This is a genomic window from Variovorax gossypii (assembly GCF_003965815.1).
Classification (GTDB): Bacteria; Pseudomonadota; Gammaproteobacteria; order Burkholderiales; family Burkholderiaceae_C; genus Variovorax; species Variovorax gossypii.
The window spans coordinates 407,631-426,323 of the sequence record NZ_RXOE01000001.1; the positions used below are offsets into that span (position 1 = coordinate 407,631).

Here is an 18,693-nt window from a genome sequence, read left to right on the forward strand (position 1 = left end):
AATGCTGAAGCTTCAAGACATCCACGCCTACTACGGCAAGAGCCATGTGCTGCATGGCGTTTCCTTCGACGTGAATCCGGGCGAGATCGTGGCGCTGCTGGGGCGCAACGGCTCGGGCCGCTCGACCACCGCCAAGGCCATCATGGGCCTGGTGCATGCCGAGGGCGGCCTGCACTGGAAGGGGCAGGACATCCTGCGCCGCAAGGCCTACGAGATCGCGCACTTCGGCATCGGCTACGTGCCGGAGAACCGCGACATCTTCCCCAAGCTCACGGTGCACCAGAACCTGCTGCTGGGGCAGAAGGGCTCGGGCAAGGGCAGCCGCTGGTCGTTCGACGACATGTACGGCATGTTCCCGCGCCTGAAGGAGCGCCAGCACACCGAGGCCGGCGTGCTCTCGGGCGGCGAGCAGCAGATGCTCACGCTGTGCCGCACGCTGATGGGCGACCCCGACCTCATCATCATCGACGAGCCGACCGAAGGCCTCGCGCCCAAGATCGTCGAGCTGGTCGGGCAGTACCTGCGCACGCTCAAGGACAAGGGCATCTCGGTGCTGCTGATCGAGCAGAAGCTCACTATCGCGATGGCGATTTCCGACCGTGCTCTTGTCATGGGCCACGGCAGCATCGTGTTCGACGGCACGCCGGACAGCCTGCGCGCCGACGCGGCCACTCGCAAGGAGTGGCTGGAAGTCTAGGCCCCCCAGGCTTCGCGCACTTCGTGTCGCGCACGCCTTCCCCCTTGCAGGGGGCAACACCTGCGGCCCGGCGAAGCCGGTTCCGCGGTGTTTCCGGAAAGTCCCGGCCTCCTCATGGAAGGCCTTGTCTCTACAGCGACTGCGTGCCATTGTTTGGCCTCGCGAAACGCCTAGAATCTCCTGAAAAAGAACACTCGTGCTTTTTCTTCTTTTTCTTCACACACCAAGGAACGCAGCATGACGGCTGAATACAAAGTGCTCGGCGATATCGCCGTGATCACACTGACCAACCCTCCGGTCAACGGTCTCGGTTTCTCGACGCGCATCGGCATCACCGACGGCCTGTCGAAGGCCAATGCCGACGACGCCGTCAAGGCCATCGTCATCACCGGCGCCGGCAAGGCGTTCTCGGGCGGCGCGGACATCAAGGAGTTCGGCACGCCCAAGGCGCTGCAGGAGCCCAACCTGCTGAGCGTGATCCTCGCGCTCGAAGCTTCTCCCAAGCCCATCGTCGCGGCCATCCACTCGGTGTGCATGGGCGGCGGCCTCGAGCTGGCCCTGGGCTGCCACTACCGCGTGGCCGCCCCCGGCACCAGCGTGGCACTGCCTGAAGTCAAGCTGGGCCTGCTGCCCGGCGCGGGCGGCACGCAGCGCCTGCCGCGCGTGCTGGGCGTCGAGACAGCGCTGAACATGATCGTCAGCGGCGAACCCGTGAAGAGCGAGCTGCTCGCGAGCCTGCCCGGCCAGAAGCTGTTCGACAAGCTGGCGGCCTCGGCCGAGTCGGTGTTCGAAGAGGCCGTGGAATTCGCCAAGAGCGTGGCCGGCAAGACGGGCGAGGCCCTGCCGCTGGTGCGCAACCTGCCGTGCAAGCACCCGCAGGGCGACGCCTACTTCCAGTTCGCGAAGAACATGGTCGGCGGCATGTCGAAGAACTACCCCGCGCCGCTGAAGTGCGTCGACGCCGTGCAGGCCGCCACCAGGCTGAAGTTCGACGAAGGCATGGCCGAGGAGCGCCGCCTGTTCACCGCGCTGATGTTCACGCCCGAATCGCTGGCACTGCGCCACCTGTTCATGGCCGAACGGGCCGCGAGCAAGATCCCCGACGTGCCCGAAGACACGCCCAAGCGCGAGATCAAGTCGGTCGGCGTGATCGGCGCCGGCACCATGGGCGGCGGCATCTCGATGAACTTCCTGAACGCGGGCATCCCCGTGACCATCCTCGAGATGAAGCAGGAAGCGCTCGACCGCGGCATCGCCACCATCAAGAAGAACTACGAAGCCCAGGTCAAGAAGGGCAAGCTCAAGCAGGACAAGTACGAGCAGCGCATGGCCCTGCTGAGCACCACGCTGAGCTACGACGAGTTGAAGAACGCCGACCTCATCATCGAGGCCGTGTTCGAGGAAATCGGCGTGAAGGAAAAAGTGTTCAAGGAGCTCGACCGCGTCGCCAAGAAGGGCGCGATCCTGGCCTCGAACACCTCGACGCTCGACGTCGACAAGATCGCCTCGTTCACCGAGCGTCCGCAGGACGTGGTCGGCATGCACTTCTTCAGCCCCGCCAACGTGATGAAGCTGCTTGAAGTGGTGCGCGGCAAGGCCACCGCCAAGGACGTGCTGGCCACGGTCATGGCCATCGGCAAGAAGATCAAGAAGACGGCAGTGGTCTCGGGCGTGTGCGACGGTTTCATCGGCAATCGCATGATCGAGCAGTACAGCCGCCAGGCCGGCTTCCTGCTGGACGAAGGCGCCACGCCGCAGCAGGTCGACAAGGCCATCGAGAAGTTCGGCTTCGCCATGGGCCCGTTCCGCATGGGCGACCTGGCCGGCAACGACATCGGCTGGGCCATCCGCAAGCGCCGCGCCGTCGAACGCGCCGACATGAAGTACAGCCGCACGGCCGACAAGCTCTGCGAGCTGGGCCGCTTCGGCCAGAAGACCGGGGCAGGGTGGTACGACTACCAGGCCGGCAAGCGCGATGCCATTCCGTCGGACCTCGTCAACAAGATGATCGAGGACCACCGCAAGGAACTGGGCATCACGCCGCGCAAGATCTCCGACGAGGAAATCGTGCAGCGCCTGGTGTACGCGCTGGTCAACGAAGGCGCGCACATCCTGGAAGACGGCATCGCCTCGAAGTCGGGCGACATCGACATGGTGTACCTCACCGGCTACGGCTTCCCGATCTATCGCGGTGGCCCGATGCACTACGCGTCGCAGGTCGGCCTGTACAACGTGGCCGAGACGATGAAGCGCTTCGCGAAGAACCCGCGCGACGACGCCGAGTTCTGGCAGCCCGCGCCGCTGATCCAGAAGCTGGTGGCCGAAGGCAAGTCCTTCGGCTGATATCGACCAGGCAGAACCTGAACCGGGATCAAGACCGCCAATGTTGAAACGCATCTTCCTCGGGCTGCTGCTGGCAATCGTGCTGCTGGTGGCCGCCGTGGCGGTCAAGACCTGGACCACGCCATCGCAGCAGCTGGCGGTGGCGCCCGCGCCGAAGCTGGACATCGACCTGCAGGCAGCCGCCAAGCGGCTGTCGACGGCGATCACGTTCCGCACGGTGTCGGGGCTGGACGATCCGGCCGCCAACGCGGCCGAGTTCGACAAGCTGCACGCATTCCTCGAGCAGCAGTTTCCGAAAGTGCACGCCACCCTGAAGAAGGAAGTGGTGGGCAACAAGGCGCTGCTCTACACCTGGACCGGTACCGACCCGCAGGCCAAGCCCGTTGCGCTGATGGCGCACCAGGACATGGTGCCCATCGCGCCGGGCACCGAGAAGGCATGGTCGGTCGATCCCTTCTCGGGCGAGATCAAGGACGGCTACATCTGGGGCCGCGGCACGCTCGACAACAAGAGCAACCTGTTCGCGCAGATGGAAGCCATCGAGCTTCTCATCGGCAGCGGCTTCAAGCCGAGGCAGACTGTCTACCTCGTGATGGGCGACGACGAGGAGGTGAGCGGCCTGCGTGGCGCGCTGCCCATCGCCGAGCTGCTCAAGTCGCGCAACGTGCGCCTCGACTGGGTGCTCGACGAAGGCCTGCTCGTGCTCGACGGCGTGCTGCCGGGCCTGAGCAGGCCGGCCGCGCTCATCGGCCTGGCGGAGAAGGGCTATGCGACCTTCTTCCTGTCGCTCGACACCGCTCCCGGCCATTCGTCGATGCCGCCGCAGCACAGCGCCATCGGCAGCATGAGCGCCGCGCTGGCGCGCCTCGAGGCCAACCCGATGCCCGGCGGCATCAAGGGCGTGGCGGGCCAGATGTTCGGTGCGCTGGCGCCCGAGATGAGCGGCGTCAACCGCGTGATGCTTTCGAACCTGTGGCTCACCGAGCCGCTGGTGCGTGGCCAGCTCGAGAAGAGCCCGAGCAGCAACGCCATGCTGCGCACCACCACCGCGCTGACCATCGTGCGCGCGGGCAACAAGGACAACGTGCTGCCCGGCCGCGCCGAGGCTGCCGTCAACTTCCGCATCCTGCCGGGCGACACCATCGCCAGCACCGAGGCGCACCTGCGCAAGGCGCTGGGCAACGACGACATCAAGATCAAGGCCTATCCGGGCAATTCGGAGCCGTCGCCGGTGTCGCCGACCGACAGCACCGGCTACCGCGCGATCCAGCAGGCCGTGCGCCAGAGCTTTCCCGACGCGGTGGTGGCCCCCGGCCTCATGACCGCCGCGACCGACTCGCGCCACTTCAGCATCGTGAGCGACGCCGTCTTCCGCTTCTCGCCGTTCCGCGTGAAGGGCGAGGACCTGGCGCGCTTCCACGGCAACAACGAACGCCTGGCCATCTCGAACTACGGCGAGATGATCGGCTTCTACCGCCAGCTCCTGAGCAACACCAACGCTGCTCCGGCGCAATGACGACAACCGCAACCTCTTTTCCCTTCCCTCTGCTTCAAAGGACCTCACCATGACCAGCGCCGTCATCGTTTCCACTGCCCGCACGCCGCTCGCGAAGAGCTGGAAGGGTGCCTTCAACATGACGCACGGCGCCACGCTCGGCGGCCACGCGGTGCAGCACGCCGTGCAGCGCGCCGGCATCGACCCCGCATCGGTCGACGACGTCATCGTGGGTTGCGCCACGCCCGAAGGCGCGACCGGCTCGAACATCGCGCGCCAGATCGCGCTGCGCGCCGGCCTGCCGATCACCACCTCGGGCATGACCATCAACCGCTTCTGCTCCTCGGGCCTGCAGACCATCGCCACCGCCGCCCAGCGCATCATCGCGGGCGAGGGCGAGGTCTATGTGGCCGGCGGCGTCGAGAGCATCTCGTGCGTGCAGAACGAAGCCAACAAGCACATGCTGGCCGATCCCTGGCTCGTGAAGCACAAGCCCGAGATCTACTGGAACATGCTGCAGACGGCCGAGCAGGTCGCCAAGCGCTACAACATCGGCCGCGACGCCATGGACGAATACGGCGCGCAAAGCCAGCAGCGCGCCACTGCCGCGCTGGAAGCCGGCCTCTTCAAGGCCGAGATCGCTCCCATCACCGTGCTGGCCGGCGTGGCCGACCCCGTGATGGGCCTGCGCACCAAGGAAGTCACCGTCGAGAACGACGAAGGCATCCGCCCGGGCACCACCAAGGAAGGCATCAGCGGCATCCGCCCGGCCATTCCCGGCGGCGTGATCTCGGCCGGCAACGCCAGCCAGTTCTCCGACGGCGGCGGCGCCTGCGTGGTGGTCGACGAGAAGTACGCCGAGCAGAAGGGCCTGAAGCCCCTGGGCCGCTTCCTCGGCTTCGCCGTGGCCGGCTGCGAGCCCGACGAAATGGGCATCGGCCCCGTCTTCGCCATTCCGAAGGTGCTCAAGCGCCTGGGCCTGACGGTCAACGACATCGACCTGTGGGAGCTGAACGAAGCCTTCGCCGTGCAGGTGATCTACTGCCGCGACAAGCTGGGCATCCCCGGTGACCGCCTGAACGTGAACGGCGGTGCCATCGCCGTGGGCCACCCCTACGGCGTGAGCGGCCAGCGCCTCACGGGCCACGCGCTCATCGAAGGCAAGCGCCGCGGCGCGAAGAAGGTCGTGGTCACGATGTGCATCGGCGGCGGCATGGGTGCCGCCGGCGTGTTCGAGGTGCTCTGAGTCTCTTTTTGAGCCGCTGAAACCAGGCTTCCGGACACCGAAGTCGCGGAGGTTACGCAGAAGTCGCAGAAGAGAAACCAAAATTTCATTGGTTTTTCGCTGCGACTTTTTTTGCGCGGTTTTTGCACTCTTTCGCACCCCTTTAGCGTTCGGCAGTTTGATGCCGCCCCCGCTCCCCCGGAGAACACCATGAGCCTGCGCTCCACCCTCGACTTTCTGCTCTACGACTGGCTCGACGCCGAATCCCTCAACCAGCGCGAGCGCTTCGCCGACCACTCGCGCGAGACCTTCGACGCGGTGCTCGACACCTGCGAGCGCATCGCGCGCGAGAAGTACGCGCCGTTCAACCGCACGGTCGACACGCAGGAGCCGCATTTCGACGGCGAGAAGGTCGTGCTGCCGCAGGCCACGCACGACGCGCACAAGGCCTTCGTCGAGTCGGGAATGATGAGCGCGGCGCAGGACTACGACATCGGCGGCATGCAGCTGCCCTACACGCTGCAGGCCGCGGCCAACAGCTTCTTCGCGATGGCCTCGGTGAGCATCGGCTCGAACATGCTCACCAGCGGCAACGCCAACCTGCTGATGGTGCACGGCACCGAGATGCAGAAGGAGGTCTTCGCCAAGAACGAGTTCTCGGGCCGCTGGGCCGGCACCATGTGCCTGTCGGAGCCGCAAGCGGGCTCGTCGCTGAGCGACGTGGCCACGCGCGCCGTGCCTGACGGCGACGACTTCCAGAACGACCCGCTGGGCCCGCGCTACCGTCTCACGGGCAACAAGATGTGGATCTCGTCGGGCGACCACGAGCTGACCGAGAACATCGTGCACATCGTGCTGGCCAAGATTCCCGACGAGAACGGCAAGCTGGTGCCCGGCACGCGCGGCATCTCGCTGTTCATCGTGCCCAAGCGCATGGTCGACACCGATGGCCAACTTACCGGCCAGCGCAACGACGTGGCGCTCGCGGGCCTCAACCACAAGCTGGGCTGGCGCGGCACCACGAACACGCTGCTGAACTTCGGCGAGGGCAAGTACCCGGTCGACGGCAAGGCGGGCGCGGTGGGCTATCTGGTCGGCGAGCCCGGCAAGGGCCTGCACTGCATGTTCCACATGATGAACGAGGCGCGCATCGGTGTCGGCACGGCCGCCACCATGCTCGGCATGGCCGGCTACCACGCCTCGCTCGAGTACGCCAAGAGCCGCCCGCAGGGCCGGCTGGTGAAGAAGCCCGATGCCGCCGGTGCAGCCGTTGCCAAGGACTCGGCGGCGCCGCAGGTGCGCATCATCGAGCACGCCGACGTGCGCCGCATGCTGCTGGCCCAGAAGGCGTACTGCGAGGGCGCGCTGGCGCTGGAGCTGTACTGCGCACGGCTGGTCGACGAGCAGAAGACCGGCGACGCGCAGGCCGCCGACGACGCGCGGCTGCTGTTGGAAGTGCTCACGCCCATCGCCAAGAGCTGGCCCAGCGAGTGGTGCCTGGAGGCCAATTCGCTGGCCATCCAGGTGCACGGCGGCTATGGCTACACGCGCGATTTCCCGGTGGAGCAGTACTGGCGCGACAACCGCCTGAACATGATCCACGAGGGCACCCACGGCATCCAGGCAGCCGACCTGCTGGGCCGCAAGGTGCTGATGGAGAAGGGCCGCGGCCTGCAGCTGCTGGCCGCGCGCATGACGGGCACCATCGGCCGCGCGGCCAAGGTGCCGGCGCTGGCGGCCCATGCCAAGGCGCTGGGCGGCGCGCTGCAGCGCATCGGCAGCGCCACAGAGGCTGCGTGGTCCACCGGCGACCCGGCTGAGGCGCTGGCCAACGCCGTGCCGTACATGCAGGCCTTCGGCCACACGGTGCTGGCCTGGATCTGGCTGGACGTGGCCCAAAGGGCCCTGGAAAGCGATGGAGAAAAGGCGAGGGCGGTAACAGCTGGCAAGATCGGCGCCACGGACTATTTCTTCCACTACGAGCTGCCGAAAATCGGCGCATGGCTCAACGTGGTCGAAACCCGCGACCCGACCTGTACAGCTTTGCCCGAGGACGCCTTCTGATGGCCACGACCGATTCGCCGAACACCGCCCCCAACAACAACCCTGCCGCCAAGCCGCCGAAGCCGCACGCGCGGCTCGAGAAATGGATCTGGATCCTGATCTACGGCGGCCTGTTCGGCGTGGTCCTGGGCATTGCCACAGGCCGCACCGACGCTGCGCTGGGCTGGTCCATTGCGGTGCCCGGCGGCATCGTGGCGCTGGTCGGTTTCGTGCTGATCTACGTGCGCTCGCGCCTTTCCAACAACCCTTCCGGCAAGTGACCGACCGAACGAAACCCGCCATGCTCAAGCACATCGTGATGTGGAAGTTCAAGGAACACGCCGAGGGCGCCGACAAGGCGACCAACCTGCTCAAGGCCAAGGCGCTGCTCGATGCCTGCGCGAAGCTCTCGCCCGGCACACTGCGCTTCGAGGTAGCCATCGCCCAGCCCGGGCTTGAGGCCACCTACGACCTGGTCCTGTACTCGGAATTCACCGACGCCGCCGCGCTCGCGGCCTATGCGGACCATCCGCAGCACGTGGCCCTGAAGCCATTCATCGGCGCAGTGCGCGAAGCCCGCCAGTGCATGGACTACGAGATCTGATCCAACCCGAACCCCGGAGACAACCCATGACCGCACGCACCGTCCAGAAACTCTTCGACCTCACCGGCAAGACCGCCCTCGTCACCGGCGGCTCGCGCGGCCTGGGCCTGCAGATGGCCCACGCGCTGGGCGAGGCCGGCGCGAAGATCATGCTGAGTTCGCGCAAGGCCGAAGACCTGGAGCAGGCCGCAGCCGAGCTGCAGGCCGCCGGCATCGACGCGCGCTGGATCGCCGCCGACTGCTCGAAGGAAGAAGACACCCGCCGCCTGGCCGACGAGACGCTGCAGCGCATGGGCGCTGTCGACATCCTGGTGAACAACGCGGGCGCCAGCTGGGGCGCGCCGGCCGAGAACCATCCGGTCGAGGCCTGGGACAAGGTGATGAACCTCAACGTGCGCGGCTACTTCATCCTGTCGCAGCAGATCGCCAACGGCTACATGATCCCGAAGAAGTCGGGGCGCATCATCAACATCGCCTCCATCGCCGGGCTCAACGGCAACCCGCCCGAGATGCAGACGCTGGCCTACAACACCTCCAAGACCGCCGTCATCGGCTTCACCCGCACGTTGGCGGCCGAATGGGGCAAGTACAACATCAACGTGAACGCCATCTGCCCGGGCTTCTTCATGACGAAGATGGCCGCCGGTCTCATCAAGTCGCTGGGCGAGGAGAAGATGGCCGCCCAGGCGCCGCTTGGCCGCCTCGGCGACGACGAAGACCTGAAGGGCCTGACGCTGCTGTTCGCGAGCGATGCCGGCAAGCACGTCACCGGCCAGTGGCTGGCGGTGGACGGCGGCGTGAGCGTGGTGCTCGGCGCCGCATGAAGAATCGAAATGACAACCCCTGAATCCGACGACATCAATTTCCGCTCGTACACGAGCCGCATCCCGTTCGCGCGCCATCTCGGCTTCGAGCTGACGAAGTTCGAGGGCGGCGAATCGGAAATCGAGTACACCGCCAAGCCCGAGCACCTGAACACCTTCGACGTGACGCACGGCGGCGCCTGCATGACGCTGCTGGACATCACCATGGCGGCGGCCGCGCGCAGCATCGCGCCCGAGATGGGCGTGGTCACCATCGAGATGAAGACCAGCTTCATGCAGCCCTCGGTCGGCCCGCTGCACGCGCGCGGCACGCTCATTCACAGGACGGCGACGCTGGCTTTCACCGAGGCCAGAATCTATGACGAGCAGGAGCGCGTGTGCGCCCATGCCACCGGCACATTCAAGTACGTGAAGCGCCGGCTGCCGACCGGGCCGGCCAGCGCCAACGAGATGCGCCCGCCGTCGACCGACTGATTCGACTGACCGATTCGACCGACTGATTTTTCCGGAGACTTCCGTGCCCACCAACAAGCAGATCCACCTCGACAACCGCCCCGAAGGCGAAGCCGTCGCGAGCAACTTCAAGCTCGTCACGGCCCAGACCCCCGAACTCAAGGACAACCAGGTCCTGGTGCGCCACCACTACCTGAGCCTCGACCCCTACATGCGCGGGCGCATGAACGACTCCAAGAGCTACGCGCAACCGCAACCGCTGGGCCAGACGATGCAGGGCGGCACGGTGGGCGAGGTGGTGGAGAGCAAGCATCCCAAATACGCCGTGGGCGACAAGGTGGTCGGCTTCGGCGGCTGGCAGGAATACAGCGTGGTCGATGCCTCGCAACCCGGCGCGCTGAAGAAGGTCGACACCACGCACGTGCCGCTGTCGCACTACCTCGGCGCGGTCGGCATGCCGGGCGTCACCGCCTGGTACGGCCTCGTGAAGATCATCGCGCCCAAGGCCGGTGAAACCATGGTCATCACCGCCGCCAGCGGCGCGGTCGGCAGCGCCTTCGGCGCGCTGGCCAAGGCGCGCGGCTGCCGCGTCGTCGGCATCGCGGGCGGCGCGGACAAGTGCAAGTACGTGACCGACGAACTGGGCTTCGACGCCTGCATCGACTACCGCCTGCATCCCGATGTCAAGTCGATGAGCGCGGCGCTCAAGGAAGCCTGCCCGAACGGCATCGACGGCTACTTCGAGAACGTCGGCGGCTACATCTTCGACGCGGTGCTGCTGCGCGCCAACGCCTTCGCCCGCGTGGCGCTGTGCGGAATGATCGCGGGCTACGACGGCCAACCGCTGCCGCTTGCGAACCCGGCGCTGATCCTCATCAACCGCATGAAGATCGAAGGCTTCATCGTCAGCGAGCACATGGAAGTGTGGCCCGAGGCGCTGACCGAACTGGGCACGCTGGTGGGCACGGGCAAGCTGAAGCCGCGCGAGTCGATCGCGCAGGGTATCGAGTCGGCTCCAGAGGCCTTCCTGGGCCTGCTCAAGGGCCGCAACTTCGGCAAGCAACTCGTCAAGCTCATCTGATGCATGCACCGATGAACTGAACGCACGGCAAGGAGGCCGGCCATGGACACGACACACGAGGTCTTCAACCAGCCCGCGCCGCTGGTGGACTACAACCTCTTCGACACCAACCGGCCCCTGCGCGATGCGCTGAAGTTCAACGCGCCCGCGCTGCAGACAACGCAGCTGCACGAACTGGGCGCGACCCTCGGCTCGGACGGCATGCAGGCGCATGCGCGGCTCGCCAACATCCACACGCCGGAGCTGCATACGCATGACCGCTTCGGCCGGCGCATCGACGAAGTGGAGTTCCATCCGAGCTACCACGCGCTGATGAGCGCGGCCGTGGGCGCAGGCCTGCACGGCACGCCGTGGACCGGCACTTCCGCCTCGCCGCACGTGCTGCGCGCGGCGGGCTTCATGCTCTTCACCGAGCTGGAGCCTTCGATCCTTTGCCCCATCTCCATGACCTACGCCGTCACGCCCGCGTTGCGCGGCAATGCGGCGGCGCATGCCGACTGGGGTCCGAAGCTCGGCAGCCTCTGGTACGACCCGGCGCTGAAGCCGTTCAGCGACAAGCCCGGCGTGACCATGGGCATGGGCATGACCGAGAAGCAGGGCGGCTCCGACGTGCGAGCCAACACCACTCAAGCCGTGCGCGAAGGCAGCAGCGATGCCTGGGGCGAGCGCTATGCCATCACCGGTCACAAGTGGTTCTTTTCGGCGCCGATGTGCGATGCCTTCCTGGTGCTGGCGCAGGCGCCCGCCGGGCTCTCGTGCTTCTTCCTGCCGCGCGTGCTGCCCGACGGCTCGCGCAACGCCATCCGCATCCAGCGGCTGAAGGACAAGCTGGGCAACAAGGCCAATGCGAGCTCCGAGGTCGAGTTCCATGGCGCGACCGCGTGGCTCGTGGGCGAGGAGGGGCGCGGCATTCCGCAGATCCTCGAGATGGGCACGATGACGCGGCTCGACTGCGCGCTGGGCACCAGCGGACTGATGCGGCAGGCGCTGTCCATCGCACTCAACCACGCCACGCAGCGCATGGCCTTCGGCAAGCCGCTGATCGACCAGCCGCTGATGAAGAACGTGCTGGCCGACCTGGCACTGGAGAGCGAGGCCGCCACCGCGCTCGCGATCCGTCTTGCGAAGGCCTTCGACAACCAGTCCGACGAGCATGAACGCCTGATGGCGCGCCTGCTCACGCCCGTCGCCAAGTTCTGGATCTGCAAGCGCGGCAGCCATTTCGCGCAGGAGGCGATGGAATGCCTCGGCGGCAACGGCTACGTGGAAGAGGGCGGCGAAGGCATCATGGCCCGCATCTACCGCGAGATGCCGCTCAATTCCATCTGGGAAGGCGCGGGCAACATCATGGCGCTCGACCTGCTGCGGGGCCTGCGCAAGGGCGATGCGGTGGCTGCCCTCGAAAAGGAACTGGCCCCCGCGCGCGGCCAGCACGCCGCGCTCGACCGGCTGGCCGATGCGCTGCCGGCGCGCATCGAGGCGATGGCATCCGAAGCCGAGGCCCGCCGCCTGGCGCAAGATGTCGCATTGGCGGTGCAGGCTGCGCTGCTCGTGCAGACCGCACCATCGGCGGTCGCCGGCGCGTTCTGCGCGTCGCGCCTGGGCGGCGACTGGGGCAATGCCTTCGGTACGCTGGGGGCAGGGACCGATTTCGACTCCATCGTCCAGCGCGCACAGCCGCGCTGAAGCAACACAACGACAACCCCACGGGAAACATCAACCATGGTCGACCTGATCCTTCACCACTACCTGACCTCGCCGTTCTCGGAGAAGGTGCGCCTGATCCTCGGCGCCAAGAAGCTGCCGTGGAAGTCGGTCTTCATCCCGCCGATCATGCCGAAGCCCGACGTGGAGGTGCTCACCGGTGGCTATCGCAAGACTCCCTTCCTGCAGATCGGCGCCGACATCTACTGCGACAGCGCGCTCATCGCCGACGTGCTCGAGCACCTGCGGCCCGAGCCCACGCTCTACCCCGAGCCCGAGAAGGGCATGTCGCGCATCCTCGCGCAGTGGGCCGACACCTCGCTGTTCTGGGCCGCGATGGCCTGGAGCCTGCAGCCCAAGGGCGCGGCCGAGGTGTTCGCCAAGGCGCCACCCGAGGCAGCCAAGGCCTTCGGAGAAGACCGCGGCAGGATGAGCGCGGGCAACATGACCCGCCTGCGTCCGGCCGATGCCACCAGCGCCTACAAGTCGTACCTGCGCCGCCTCTCGGACATGCTCGACGAGAAGCCCTTCCTGCTGGGCGAAGTGCCCAGCATCGCCGACTTCTCGGCCTACCACCCGCTCTGGTACACGCGGCGCATCGAGTCGGTCCGCACCATCCTCGACCTCACGCCGGCGGTGATCGACTGGATGGACCGCATGGCCGCCATCGGCCACGACGTGCCCGAGAAGTTCACGAGCGAGGAAGCCATCGCCGTTGCCAAGGCCTCGACGCCGCACACGCTGCTGACCGACAGCACCTTCCAGGACGACCACGGCATCCCGCTGGGCAGCGCAGTCACCATCCGCGCCGAGAGCTTCGGGCTCGAGGAAACACCGGGCACGCTGATCGCGGCCACGCGCACGCACTACACGCTGGAGCGCAGCAGCGAGCGCGTGGGGGCGATTCATGTGCACTTTCCGCGGATCGGGTATGTGCTGAAGAAGGCCGGTGACTGACTCGCGTCACGCGAACGACAGTCGATCTCCGCGCGAAGCGGTCCAATAGACGGCGCAGAGACAACCAAAGGAAAGCACCCAATGATTCAGGACTTCAAGGGCAAGACCGCCGTTCTCACCGGCGCTGGTTCGGGCTTCGGCCTGGAGTGCGCGCGCATCGGCGCCGCCCGCGGCATGAACCTCGTGCTGGTCGACGTGCAGCAGGATGCGCTCGACAAGGCCAGGGCCGAGATGGAAGCGGCCGGTGCGCAGGTGCTGGCGCGCAAGGTCGACGTGTCGAACGCGGCGCAGATGGAAGCGCTGGCCGCAGCCGTGAAGGAACGCTTCGGCGCGCCGCACTTCGTGTTCAACAACGCGGGTGTGGGCGCCGGCGGCCTCGTGTGGGAGAACACGGTCGCCGATTGGGAATGGGTGCTGGGCGTGGACCTGTGGGGCGTGATCCACGGCGTGCGCCTGTTCGTGCCGATGATGCTGGAGGCCGCGGCGAAAGACCCGGCCTATCGCGGCCACGTGACCAACACCGCCAGCATGGCCGGCCTGCTCACGCCGCCGAACATGGGCATCTACAACGCGGCGAAGGCCGCAGTCGTGAGCCTCACCGAGACGATGTACCAGGACCTGAACCTCGTCACCGACCAGATCGGCGCGAGCCTGCTGTGCCCGTACTTCGTGCCCACGGGCATCACCAGCAGCGAGCGCAACCGCCCGAATGCGCCGAAGGAAAGCGAGCTCACCAAGAGCCAGCTGATCGGCCAGGCCATGAGCAACAAGGCGGTGAGCAGCGGCAAGATCACGGCGGCCGAAGTGGCCGCCAAGGTGTTCGAGGCCATCACCGACAACCAGTTCTACGTGTTCAGCCACCCGAAGGCGCTGGGCAACGTGCGCAGCCGCATGGAGAACATCGTCTCCATCACCAATCCGGCCGACCCGTTCCTCGAGCGGCCGGAGATCGGGCAGAAGCTGCGCGAGCAACTGCGCTCGGCCTGAGCGCGCGGTTCTTCTTCAGTTGTAGGTGACGGTCACCAGCGCGGCCGTCACGCGGCTCGTGTCGTCGGTGGTACCGCCTTTCGGGCGGATCGACAGCGTGCCGCCGTCCTGTCCGATGTCGCGCGCGTCCTTCGGAGCCAGTGCATGCCTCTGGCCTCGCGCATCGGTGAAGGCCAGTTCCAGCGGTTGCCCGCCAAGGGCATCGACTCGCACGCTGGCGCTGGGCCGGTCGATGTACTGGCGCTGGAAGATCACTTCGCTGGCGGGCCCCGCCTTGCCGATGCGCGCGGCCATCGTGGCCGGTGTGGCGGGCGCCGAGCTGATGGAGTAGGGCGCGGCCACGATCTCGCCCGTGAAGTGGATCGTGCCATCCGCCGCGTGGGCGCATGCCGATGTCCCGACTGTCGCTGCTGCAAGCAGGAAAACCGATGTCGCGCATGCGCGCACCTGATGTTCGAGTCGTCCCATCGCGACCTCTCTTTCGTCCCGTTTTTCTTTCTTCTAGGACTCCCTGATGTACGCGATGCATCAAATCACGCACGCACCGCGCTTGCAACATCTTGTCGAAAAGTAGTGGCAGCGACGCGACTATCGAGGTCGCGCCGGATCACGCGGCCTGCAGCTCGGCAACGAGCGCTTCGACGCGGGCGAGCGCATCGGCGATGGAGCAGTCGAGCAGGTCGCCGTGGTCCTCCGCATGTTCGATCGCGACGCTGTGCACTTCGTCGAGGCCGAGCAGCGACAGCGGAGCCGTGATGCCCGGCGTGAGCAGGTCAAGGTGCGCCTGGAATCCGCCCGGCCGGTAGCCGCTGCTGCCGCACGAGGTGAGCAGCACGGTGCGGCGGGTGCGCTCGGCCAGCAGAGGCACGTACGGGTTCTCGCGGCTGGGGTCGTAGTTGAAGGTGGAGCCGATGCGCACGATGTTGTCGATCCATGACTTCAGCGGCGCAGGCATGCCGAAGTTGTACATCGGCACGCCGATCACCAGCACGTCGGCGCGACGGATCTCGGCGATCAGCGCGTCGCTCTCCGCGAGCACGGCGTGCATCCACGGCTCGCGCTGTTCGGCCGGCGTGTAGCCCGACGCGATCCATTCGCCGGTGACGTTGCTTGGCGGCGTGGCGCCGATGTCGCGGTAGATCACTTCGTCGTCGGGGCGCGTCGCGCGCCAGGTCGACACGAAGTGATGGCTCAGCCGGCGCGAGTGCGAGCCGTGAACGTGCGTGCCCGAACGGCCGGGGCGGGCGCTGGCGTCGATGTGGAGCAGTGTGGTCATGGCGAGATCCTCTTTGACATGAAGGGTTGGATGAAGAAAATTCAGCTTTCGGGCTGGCTTGGATCTCACTGTATTGAGGGAGAACCAGCGCGACAAACGACGATTTCTTTGTGTTGATGAAAATTTGATTCATCCATGGCCAACCTTCGACAACTCCCTCCGCTGGCGGCGCTGCGGGCCTTCGAGGCCGCCGCGCGCCACTGCAGCGCCAAGCTCGCGGCCAACGAGCTCTCGGTCACGCCCACGGCCATCAGCCACCAGGTGCGGCAGCTCGAAGACTCGCTCGGCGTGCCGCTGTTCATCCGCCAGCCGAGGCAACTGGTGCTGACGCCGCAGGGCAGGGAGCTGCAGGCGGTGCTGAGCGAGTCGTTCAATGCCATGGCGAATGCGGTCGCGCGGTTGCGTGCGCCGCCGCAGCGGATGGCCATCACCCTGTCGACCACGCCGGCCGTCGCGGCGCGCTGGCTGCTGCCGCGCGTGGGCACGCTGCGCGCGCTGCATCCGCGGCTCGACCTGCGCATCCATGCGTCGCACGACGCTGTCGCGCTCGACGGCGTCACGGCCGACATCGCGATCCGCTACGGCCGTGGGCAGTGGCCGGGCATGGTGTCGGAGAAGCTGTTCGACACCGTCTTCGCGCCGGCCTGCAGCCCTGCGCTCAAGCTGCGCCGGCGCGGCGATCTGACGCGGCACACGCTGCTTCACTTCGCGGTGCCGGGCAGCAGGAACCAGCCAGGCACATGGGCCGCATGGCAGCAGGAGGCGCAGGTGCCGGGCCTCGATGTGTCGGCGGGGCCGGTGTTCTCGGACGAGACGCACACCGTGTCCGCCGCGCTGCAGGGGCAGGGCGTCGCGCTGATGGGCCTCGCGCTGATCGCGGACGAACTGCGCGCGGGCAATCTGGTGCAGCCGTTCGGTCCGCAGCTGCCGGGGCTTCCGTTTCATCTCGTGTGCCCCGAGGCACGGCGCGACGAGCCCGCGGTGGCGGCGGTGTTCGAGTGGGTGAGAGGGCTGCAGCCGCCGGGTGCAGGCACCTGATTTCGCGCGCGGTGACTTTCGGCACTGGCGGCCGGCTGTTCACATTTCTAGAGTCCCTCCCGATGAGTTGCGGGTGCAACTCGTCGCGCCGCAGGAGCGTGATGTCCTGCGTTCAACAGCACCACTGGAGGAGGAAATCATGAAACGTGCAACCGCAGTCAAGGCCGGCGTCGTTGCGGCGATCCTGTCGTCGCTGGCCGTTGCGGCTCCCGCGATGGCCGGGCCGTTCACGCAGTGCGGCGATCACTGGCTGTTCTGGAGCGGCTACCAGCTGATCATGGAAGCGATCTTCGATCTCTGCGGTTGAGCAGGGGACGCGCTTCGCTCGTTGCGCCGGGCCGTGCTGCGCCAGGAATACGAAAGGCGTAGTCGTGCTCCGGCGCACTGTTGACACTTGTCAAATATTGCGCAGGTTCATGAGCTTTCTGTGCCGTGCCTGTTTTCAAGTACGGCGTTCGCGCAGTAATCCCTTAACCCCGTCAGATGTTTTCCATAACCTCCCGGTACTTTTTGACGAAGGTCAGTAAAGGTTGCGAACGGGCCATGCGAGGGAGTGTGGAGCGTGGTGCCGCAAGCATGCGTCGCTGTTTCGGAGCCTTCGGCCTTCTTCGGCGACAGACAGACACGCGACATATCGCGAAGAGGAGGCAGATCATGCGCACCCCGTTCCTGCGCGAAACCAGTCCCGACGAGCCCGCGGTGCTCCAGCGCCGGCCGGCCTACGTCGCCTGGTTGCCGGTGGTGCTGTGCATCGTGGCCTCCGTGGGTTTCGTGCTGGTGGCCGTCTTCGTGCAGAACATCATCGCGGCATCGATGTTCACGACCGCAGCCATCGTGTCGCTGGGCATCGGCCTGATCCTCGGGCTGAGCATGTGGGTCTTTCCGGACCTTCCGCGCTAGATGAGCACCCGGGAAGAAACCTTGGCCGGCAAGACCGCGACTCCCTTGCTTCGCGCCGGGAACTGGCGTGTGATGCTGATGGCCGCCATGGTCGGATTGCTGATCGTGCTCGCCATGCTCATGAAGTGGATCGTCGAGCTGCAGGTCGAGGCCGCGCAGGAGCGTCGCCTGAGCGAAGCCGTCGCCCGCGAGGCAGTGGCGCGCTGCCACGAGAAGACGCCGCTGCAGGCGGTCAACGAATGTCTGCGGGGGCTGGCCGCCAGCGCCTCACCTACGGCGCGTTGAGCGCGATCAACCGGCGTCGAGCCAGCGGCCCGAGTCCGGGCACACGACGGCTGGCGCGCCGTTTCGCATGAGCTGCTCTTCATCGGGCCGGGCAGATGCCGGCGATGCGATGTCGAAGTCGACCCGCAGGGCCCTTGCCACATGGGCATCCTCGATCGGGAGCTCCCAGGTCAGGAAGACCTGGTTGCAGTCGTTGCCGTCCGCGAAGTCCGCCGGGTCGAAGCCCGTGCTGCCGCGCCGGATGACGCCGTGCGGCTGGCCCGTGTCGAAGACGACCGCCGTACCCCGCCGGAGCGGGATCCGCAGGCCCGCATGGGGAAAGTGCAGGTCCAGCCCCTTGTCCTCGCTCATGAAGAGATTGCAGAAGGCCGCGCCGCCGTATTGCATGCCGTCGTGGTGATACCTCGCGCCGCGGCAGGCCATGAGGGCCACGTCGGCCGAGCCGAGCACCCCTGGCAGGCCCAGCGCGAGCGTCCAGTCGGAAACGGCCTGCACGCAGTGCCTGTAGTCGGGCCAGCGTGCGCGAGCGCGTGGCAGGGGAAGTGCCTCGACGTCTCCCGGCTCCAGCGAGAGCTGCGACGCGATCTCCCTGTCCCAGTCCGAGAGCAGGCGTGGCGCAGGCGCGGGCACATCCAGCGTGCCCCTCAGAACCACGTCGCTCACGCTTCGGCTGCGGAGCATGTCGCCGCTGGCGAAGTGGGAGATCAGGATGCCGGGGCTCATCGGGATGGCAGTGTAGTGAAGGGGCAACGCACGGCCTCGATGCATGACGGTGCGCGAT

General features: G+C 66.8%; 20 protein-coding genes. 17 read left to right on the forward strand and 3 right to left on the reverse strand.

Going from position 1 to position 18,693, the window contains the following annotated elements:
• Window position 1 precedes the first annotated feature (1 nt).
• From EJP69_RS01885 to EJP69_RS01945, 13 genes are all read left to right on the forward strand, one after another.
• On the forward strand, window positions 2–697 hold the full coding sequence (locus EJP69_RS01885; RefSeq protein ID WP_093195022.1) for an ABC transporter ATP-binding protein: 696 nt from the start codon (window positions 2–4) through the stop codon (window positions 695–697).
• Between the two features lie 237 nt (window positions 698–934).
• Window positions 935–3,040, forward strand: coding sequence for a 3-hydroxyacyl-CoA dehydrogenase NAD-binding domain-containing protein (locus EJP69_RS01890; RefSeq protein WP_093195024.1), 2,106 nt, complete (start codon window positions 935–937; stop codon window positions 3,038–3,040).
• A 40-nt stretch (window positions 3,041–3,080) separates the two neighbouring features.
• On the forward strand, window positions 3,081–4,556 hold the full coding sequence (locus tag EJP69_RS01895; protein WP_126468526.1) for a M20 family peptidase: 1,476 nt from the start codon (window positions 3,081–3,083) through the stop codon (window positions 4,554–4,556).
• Window positions 4,557–4,605: 49 nt separating this feature from the next.
• Complete coding sequence (locus EJP69_RS01900; protein WP_126468527.1) at window positions 4,606–5,781, forward strand: acetyl-CoA C-acyltransferase; 1,176 nt, start codon at window positions 4,606–4,608, stop codon at window positions 5,779–5,781.
• Window positions 5,782–5,970: 189 nt separating this feature from the next.
• Window positions 5,971–7,824 carry an acyl-CoA dehydrogenase gene (locus EJP69_RS01905; RefSeq protein WP_126468528.1) on the forward strand — a complete coding sequence of 618 codons (1,854 nt, stop codon included), beginning with the start codon at window positions 5,971–5,973 and terminating at the stop codon, window positions 7,822–7,824.
• Window positions 7,824–8,084 carry a hypothetical protein gene (locus EJP69_RS01910; RefSeq protein WP_093195028.1) on the forward strand — a complete coding sequence of 87 codons (261 nt, stop codon included), beginning with the start codon at window positions 7,824–7,826 and terminating at the stop codon, window positions 8,082–8,084. The genes EJP69_RS01905 and EJP69_RS01910 overlap by 1 nt, the downstream gene beginning before the upstream one ends.
• Before the next feature lie 20 nt (window positions 8,085–8,104).
• A complete protein-coding gene (locus EJP69_RS01915) occupies window positions 8,105–8,407 on the forward strand; it encodes a Dabb family protein (protein WP_093306839.1) in 303 nt (100 codons plus the stop codon).
• Between the two features lie 26 nt (window positions 8,408–8,433).
• Window positions 8,434–9,231 (forward strand): SDR family oxidoreductase, encoded by a 798-nt coding sequence (locus EJP69_RS01920; protein WP_126468529.1) that lies wholly within the window; start codon window positions 8,434–8,436, stop codon window positions 9,229–9,231.
• Window positions 9,232–9,240: 9 nt separating this feature from the next.
• On the forward strand, window positions 9,241–9,705 hold the full coding sequence (locus EJP69_RS01925; protein ID WP_126468530.1) for a PaaI family thioesterase: 465 nt from the start codon (window positions 9,241–9,243) through the stop codon (window positions 9,703–9,705).
• 43 nt (window positions 9,706–9,748) lie between these two features.
• Window positions 9,749–10,765 (forward strand): NADP-dependent oxidoreductase, encoded by a 1,017-nt coding sequence (locus EJP69_RS01930; protein WP_126468531.1) that lies wholly within the window; start codon window positions 9,749–9,751, stop codon window positions 10,763–10,765.
• 42 nt (window positions 10,766–10,807) lie between these two features.
• Window positions 10,808–12,451 (forward strand): isovaleryl-CoA dehydrogenase, encoded by a 1,644-nt coding sequence (locus EJP69_RS01935; protein ID WP_126468532.1) that lies wholly within the window; start codon window positions 10,808–10,810, stop codon window positions 12,449–12,451.
• Between the two features lie 36 nt (window positions 12,452–12,487).
• Window positions 12,488–13,426 (forward strand): glutathione S-transferase family protein, encoded by a 939-nt coding sequence (locus tag EJP69_RS01940; protein WP_126468533.1) that lies wholly within the window; start codon window positions 12,488–12,490, stop codon window positions 13,424–13,426.
• An 81-nt stretch (window positions 13,427–13,507) separates the two neighbouring features.
• Complete coding sequence (locus tag EJP69_RS01945) at window positions 13,508–14,413, forward strand: SDR family oxidoreductase (protein ID WP_093195038.1); 906 nt, start codon at window positions 13,508–13,510, stop codon at window positions 14,411–14,413.
• Between the two features lie 15 nt (window positions 14,414–14,428).
• On the opposite strand, the gene EJP69_RS01950 is transcribed toward EJP69_RS01945, so the two are convergent.
• Together EJP69_RS01950 and EJP69_RS01955 are read right to left on the reverse strand one after the other, a co-directional pair.
• A complete protein-coding gene (locus tag EJP69_RS01950; RefSeq protein ID WP_126468534.1) occupies window positions 14,429–14,881 on the reverse strand; it encodes a fimbrial protein in 453 nt (150 codons plus the stop codon).
• A gap of 139 nt (window positions 14,882–15,020) precedes the next feature.
• Window positions 15,021–15,689: an FMN-dependent NADH-azoreductase gene (locus EJP69_RS01955; protein WP_126468535.1), complete on the reverse strand. Its 669-nt coding sequence runs from the start codon at window positions 15,687–15,689 to the stop codon at window positions 15,021–15,023.
• Between the two features lie 135 nt (window positions 15,690–15,824).
• Here EJP69_RS01955 and EJP69_RS01960 point away from each other — a divergent pair, with 135 nt between their 5' ends.
• From EJP69_RS01960 to EJP69_RS01970, 4 genes are all read left to right on the forward strand, one after another.
• Window positions 15,825–16,727 (forward strand): LysR substrate-binding domain-containing protein, encoded by a 903-nt coding sequence (locus EJP69_RS01960; RefSeq protein ID WP_126468536.1) that lies wholly within the window; start codon window positions 15,825–15,827, stop codon window positions 16,725–16,727.
• Window positions 16,728–16,866: 139 nt separating this feature from the next.
• Entirely contained in the window at window positions 16,867–17,034 is a 168-nt protein-coding gene (locus EJP69_RS29395) for a hypothetical protein (protein WP_170217026.1), read from the forward strand.
• A 347-nt stretch (window positions 17,035–17,381) separates the two neighbouring features.
• The gene (locus EJP69_RS01965) at window positions 17,382–17,627 is read left to right on the forward strand and encodes a hypothetical protein (protein ID WP_126468537.1); all 246 of its coding nucleotides are present in this window, start codon (window positions 17,382–17,384) and stop codon (window positions 17,625–17,627) included.
• A 21-nt stretch (window positions 17,628–17,648) separates the two neighbouring features.
• Window positions 17,649–17,912 carry a general secretion pathway protein GspL gene (locus EJP69_RS01970; RefSeq protein WP_240652002.1) on the forward strand — a complete coding sequence of 88 codons (264 nt, stop codon included), beginning with the start codon at window positions 17,649–17,651 and terminating at the stop codon, window positions 17,910–17,912.
• Window positions 17,913–17,918: 6 nt separating this feature from the next.
• Here EJP69_RS01970 and EJP69_RS01975 read toward each other — a convergent pair whose 3' ends face one another.
• Window positions 17,919–18,635, reverse strand: a complete 717-nt coding sequence (locus tag EJP69_RS01975; protein ID WP_126468539.1) for a hypothetical protein — start codon at window positions 18,633–18,635, stop codon at window positions 17,919–17,921.
• Between the last annotated feature and the right edge of the window lie 58 nt (window positions 18,636–18,693).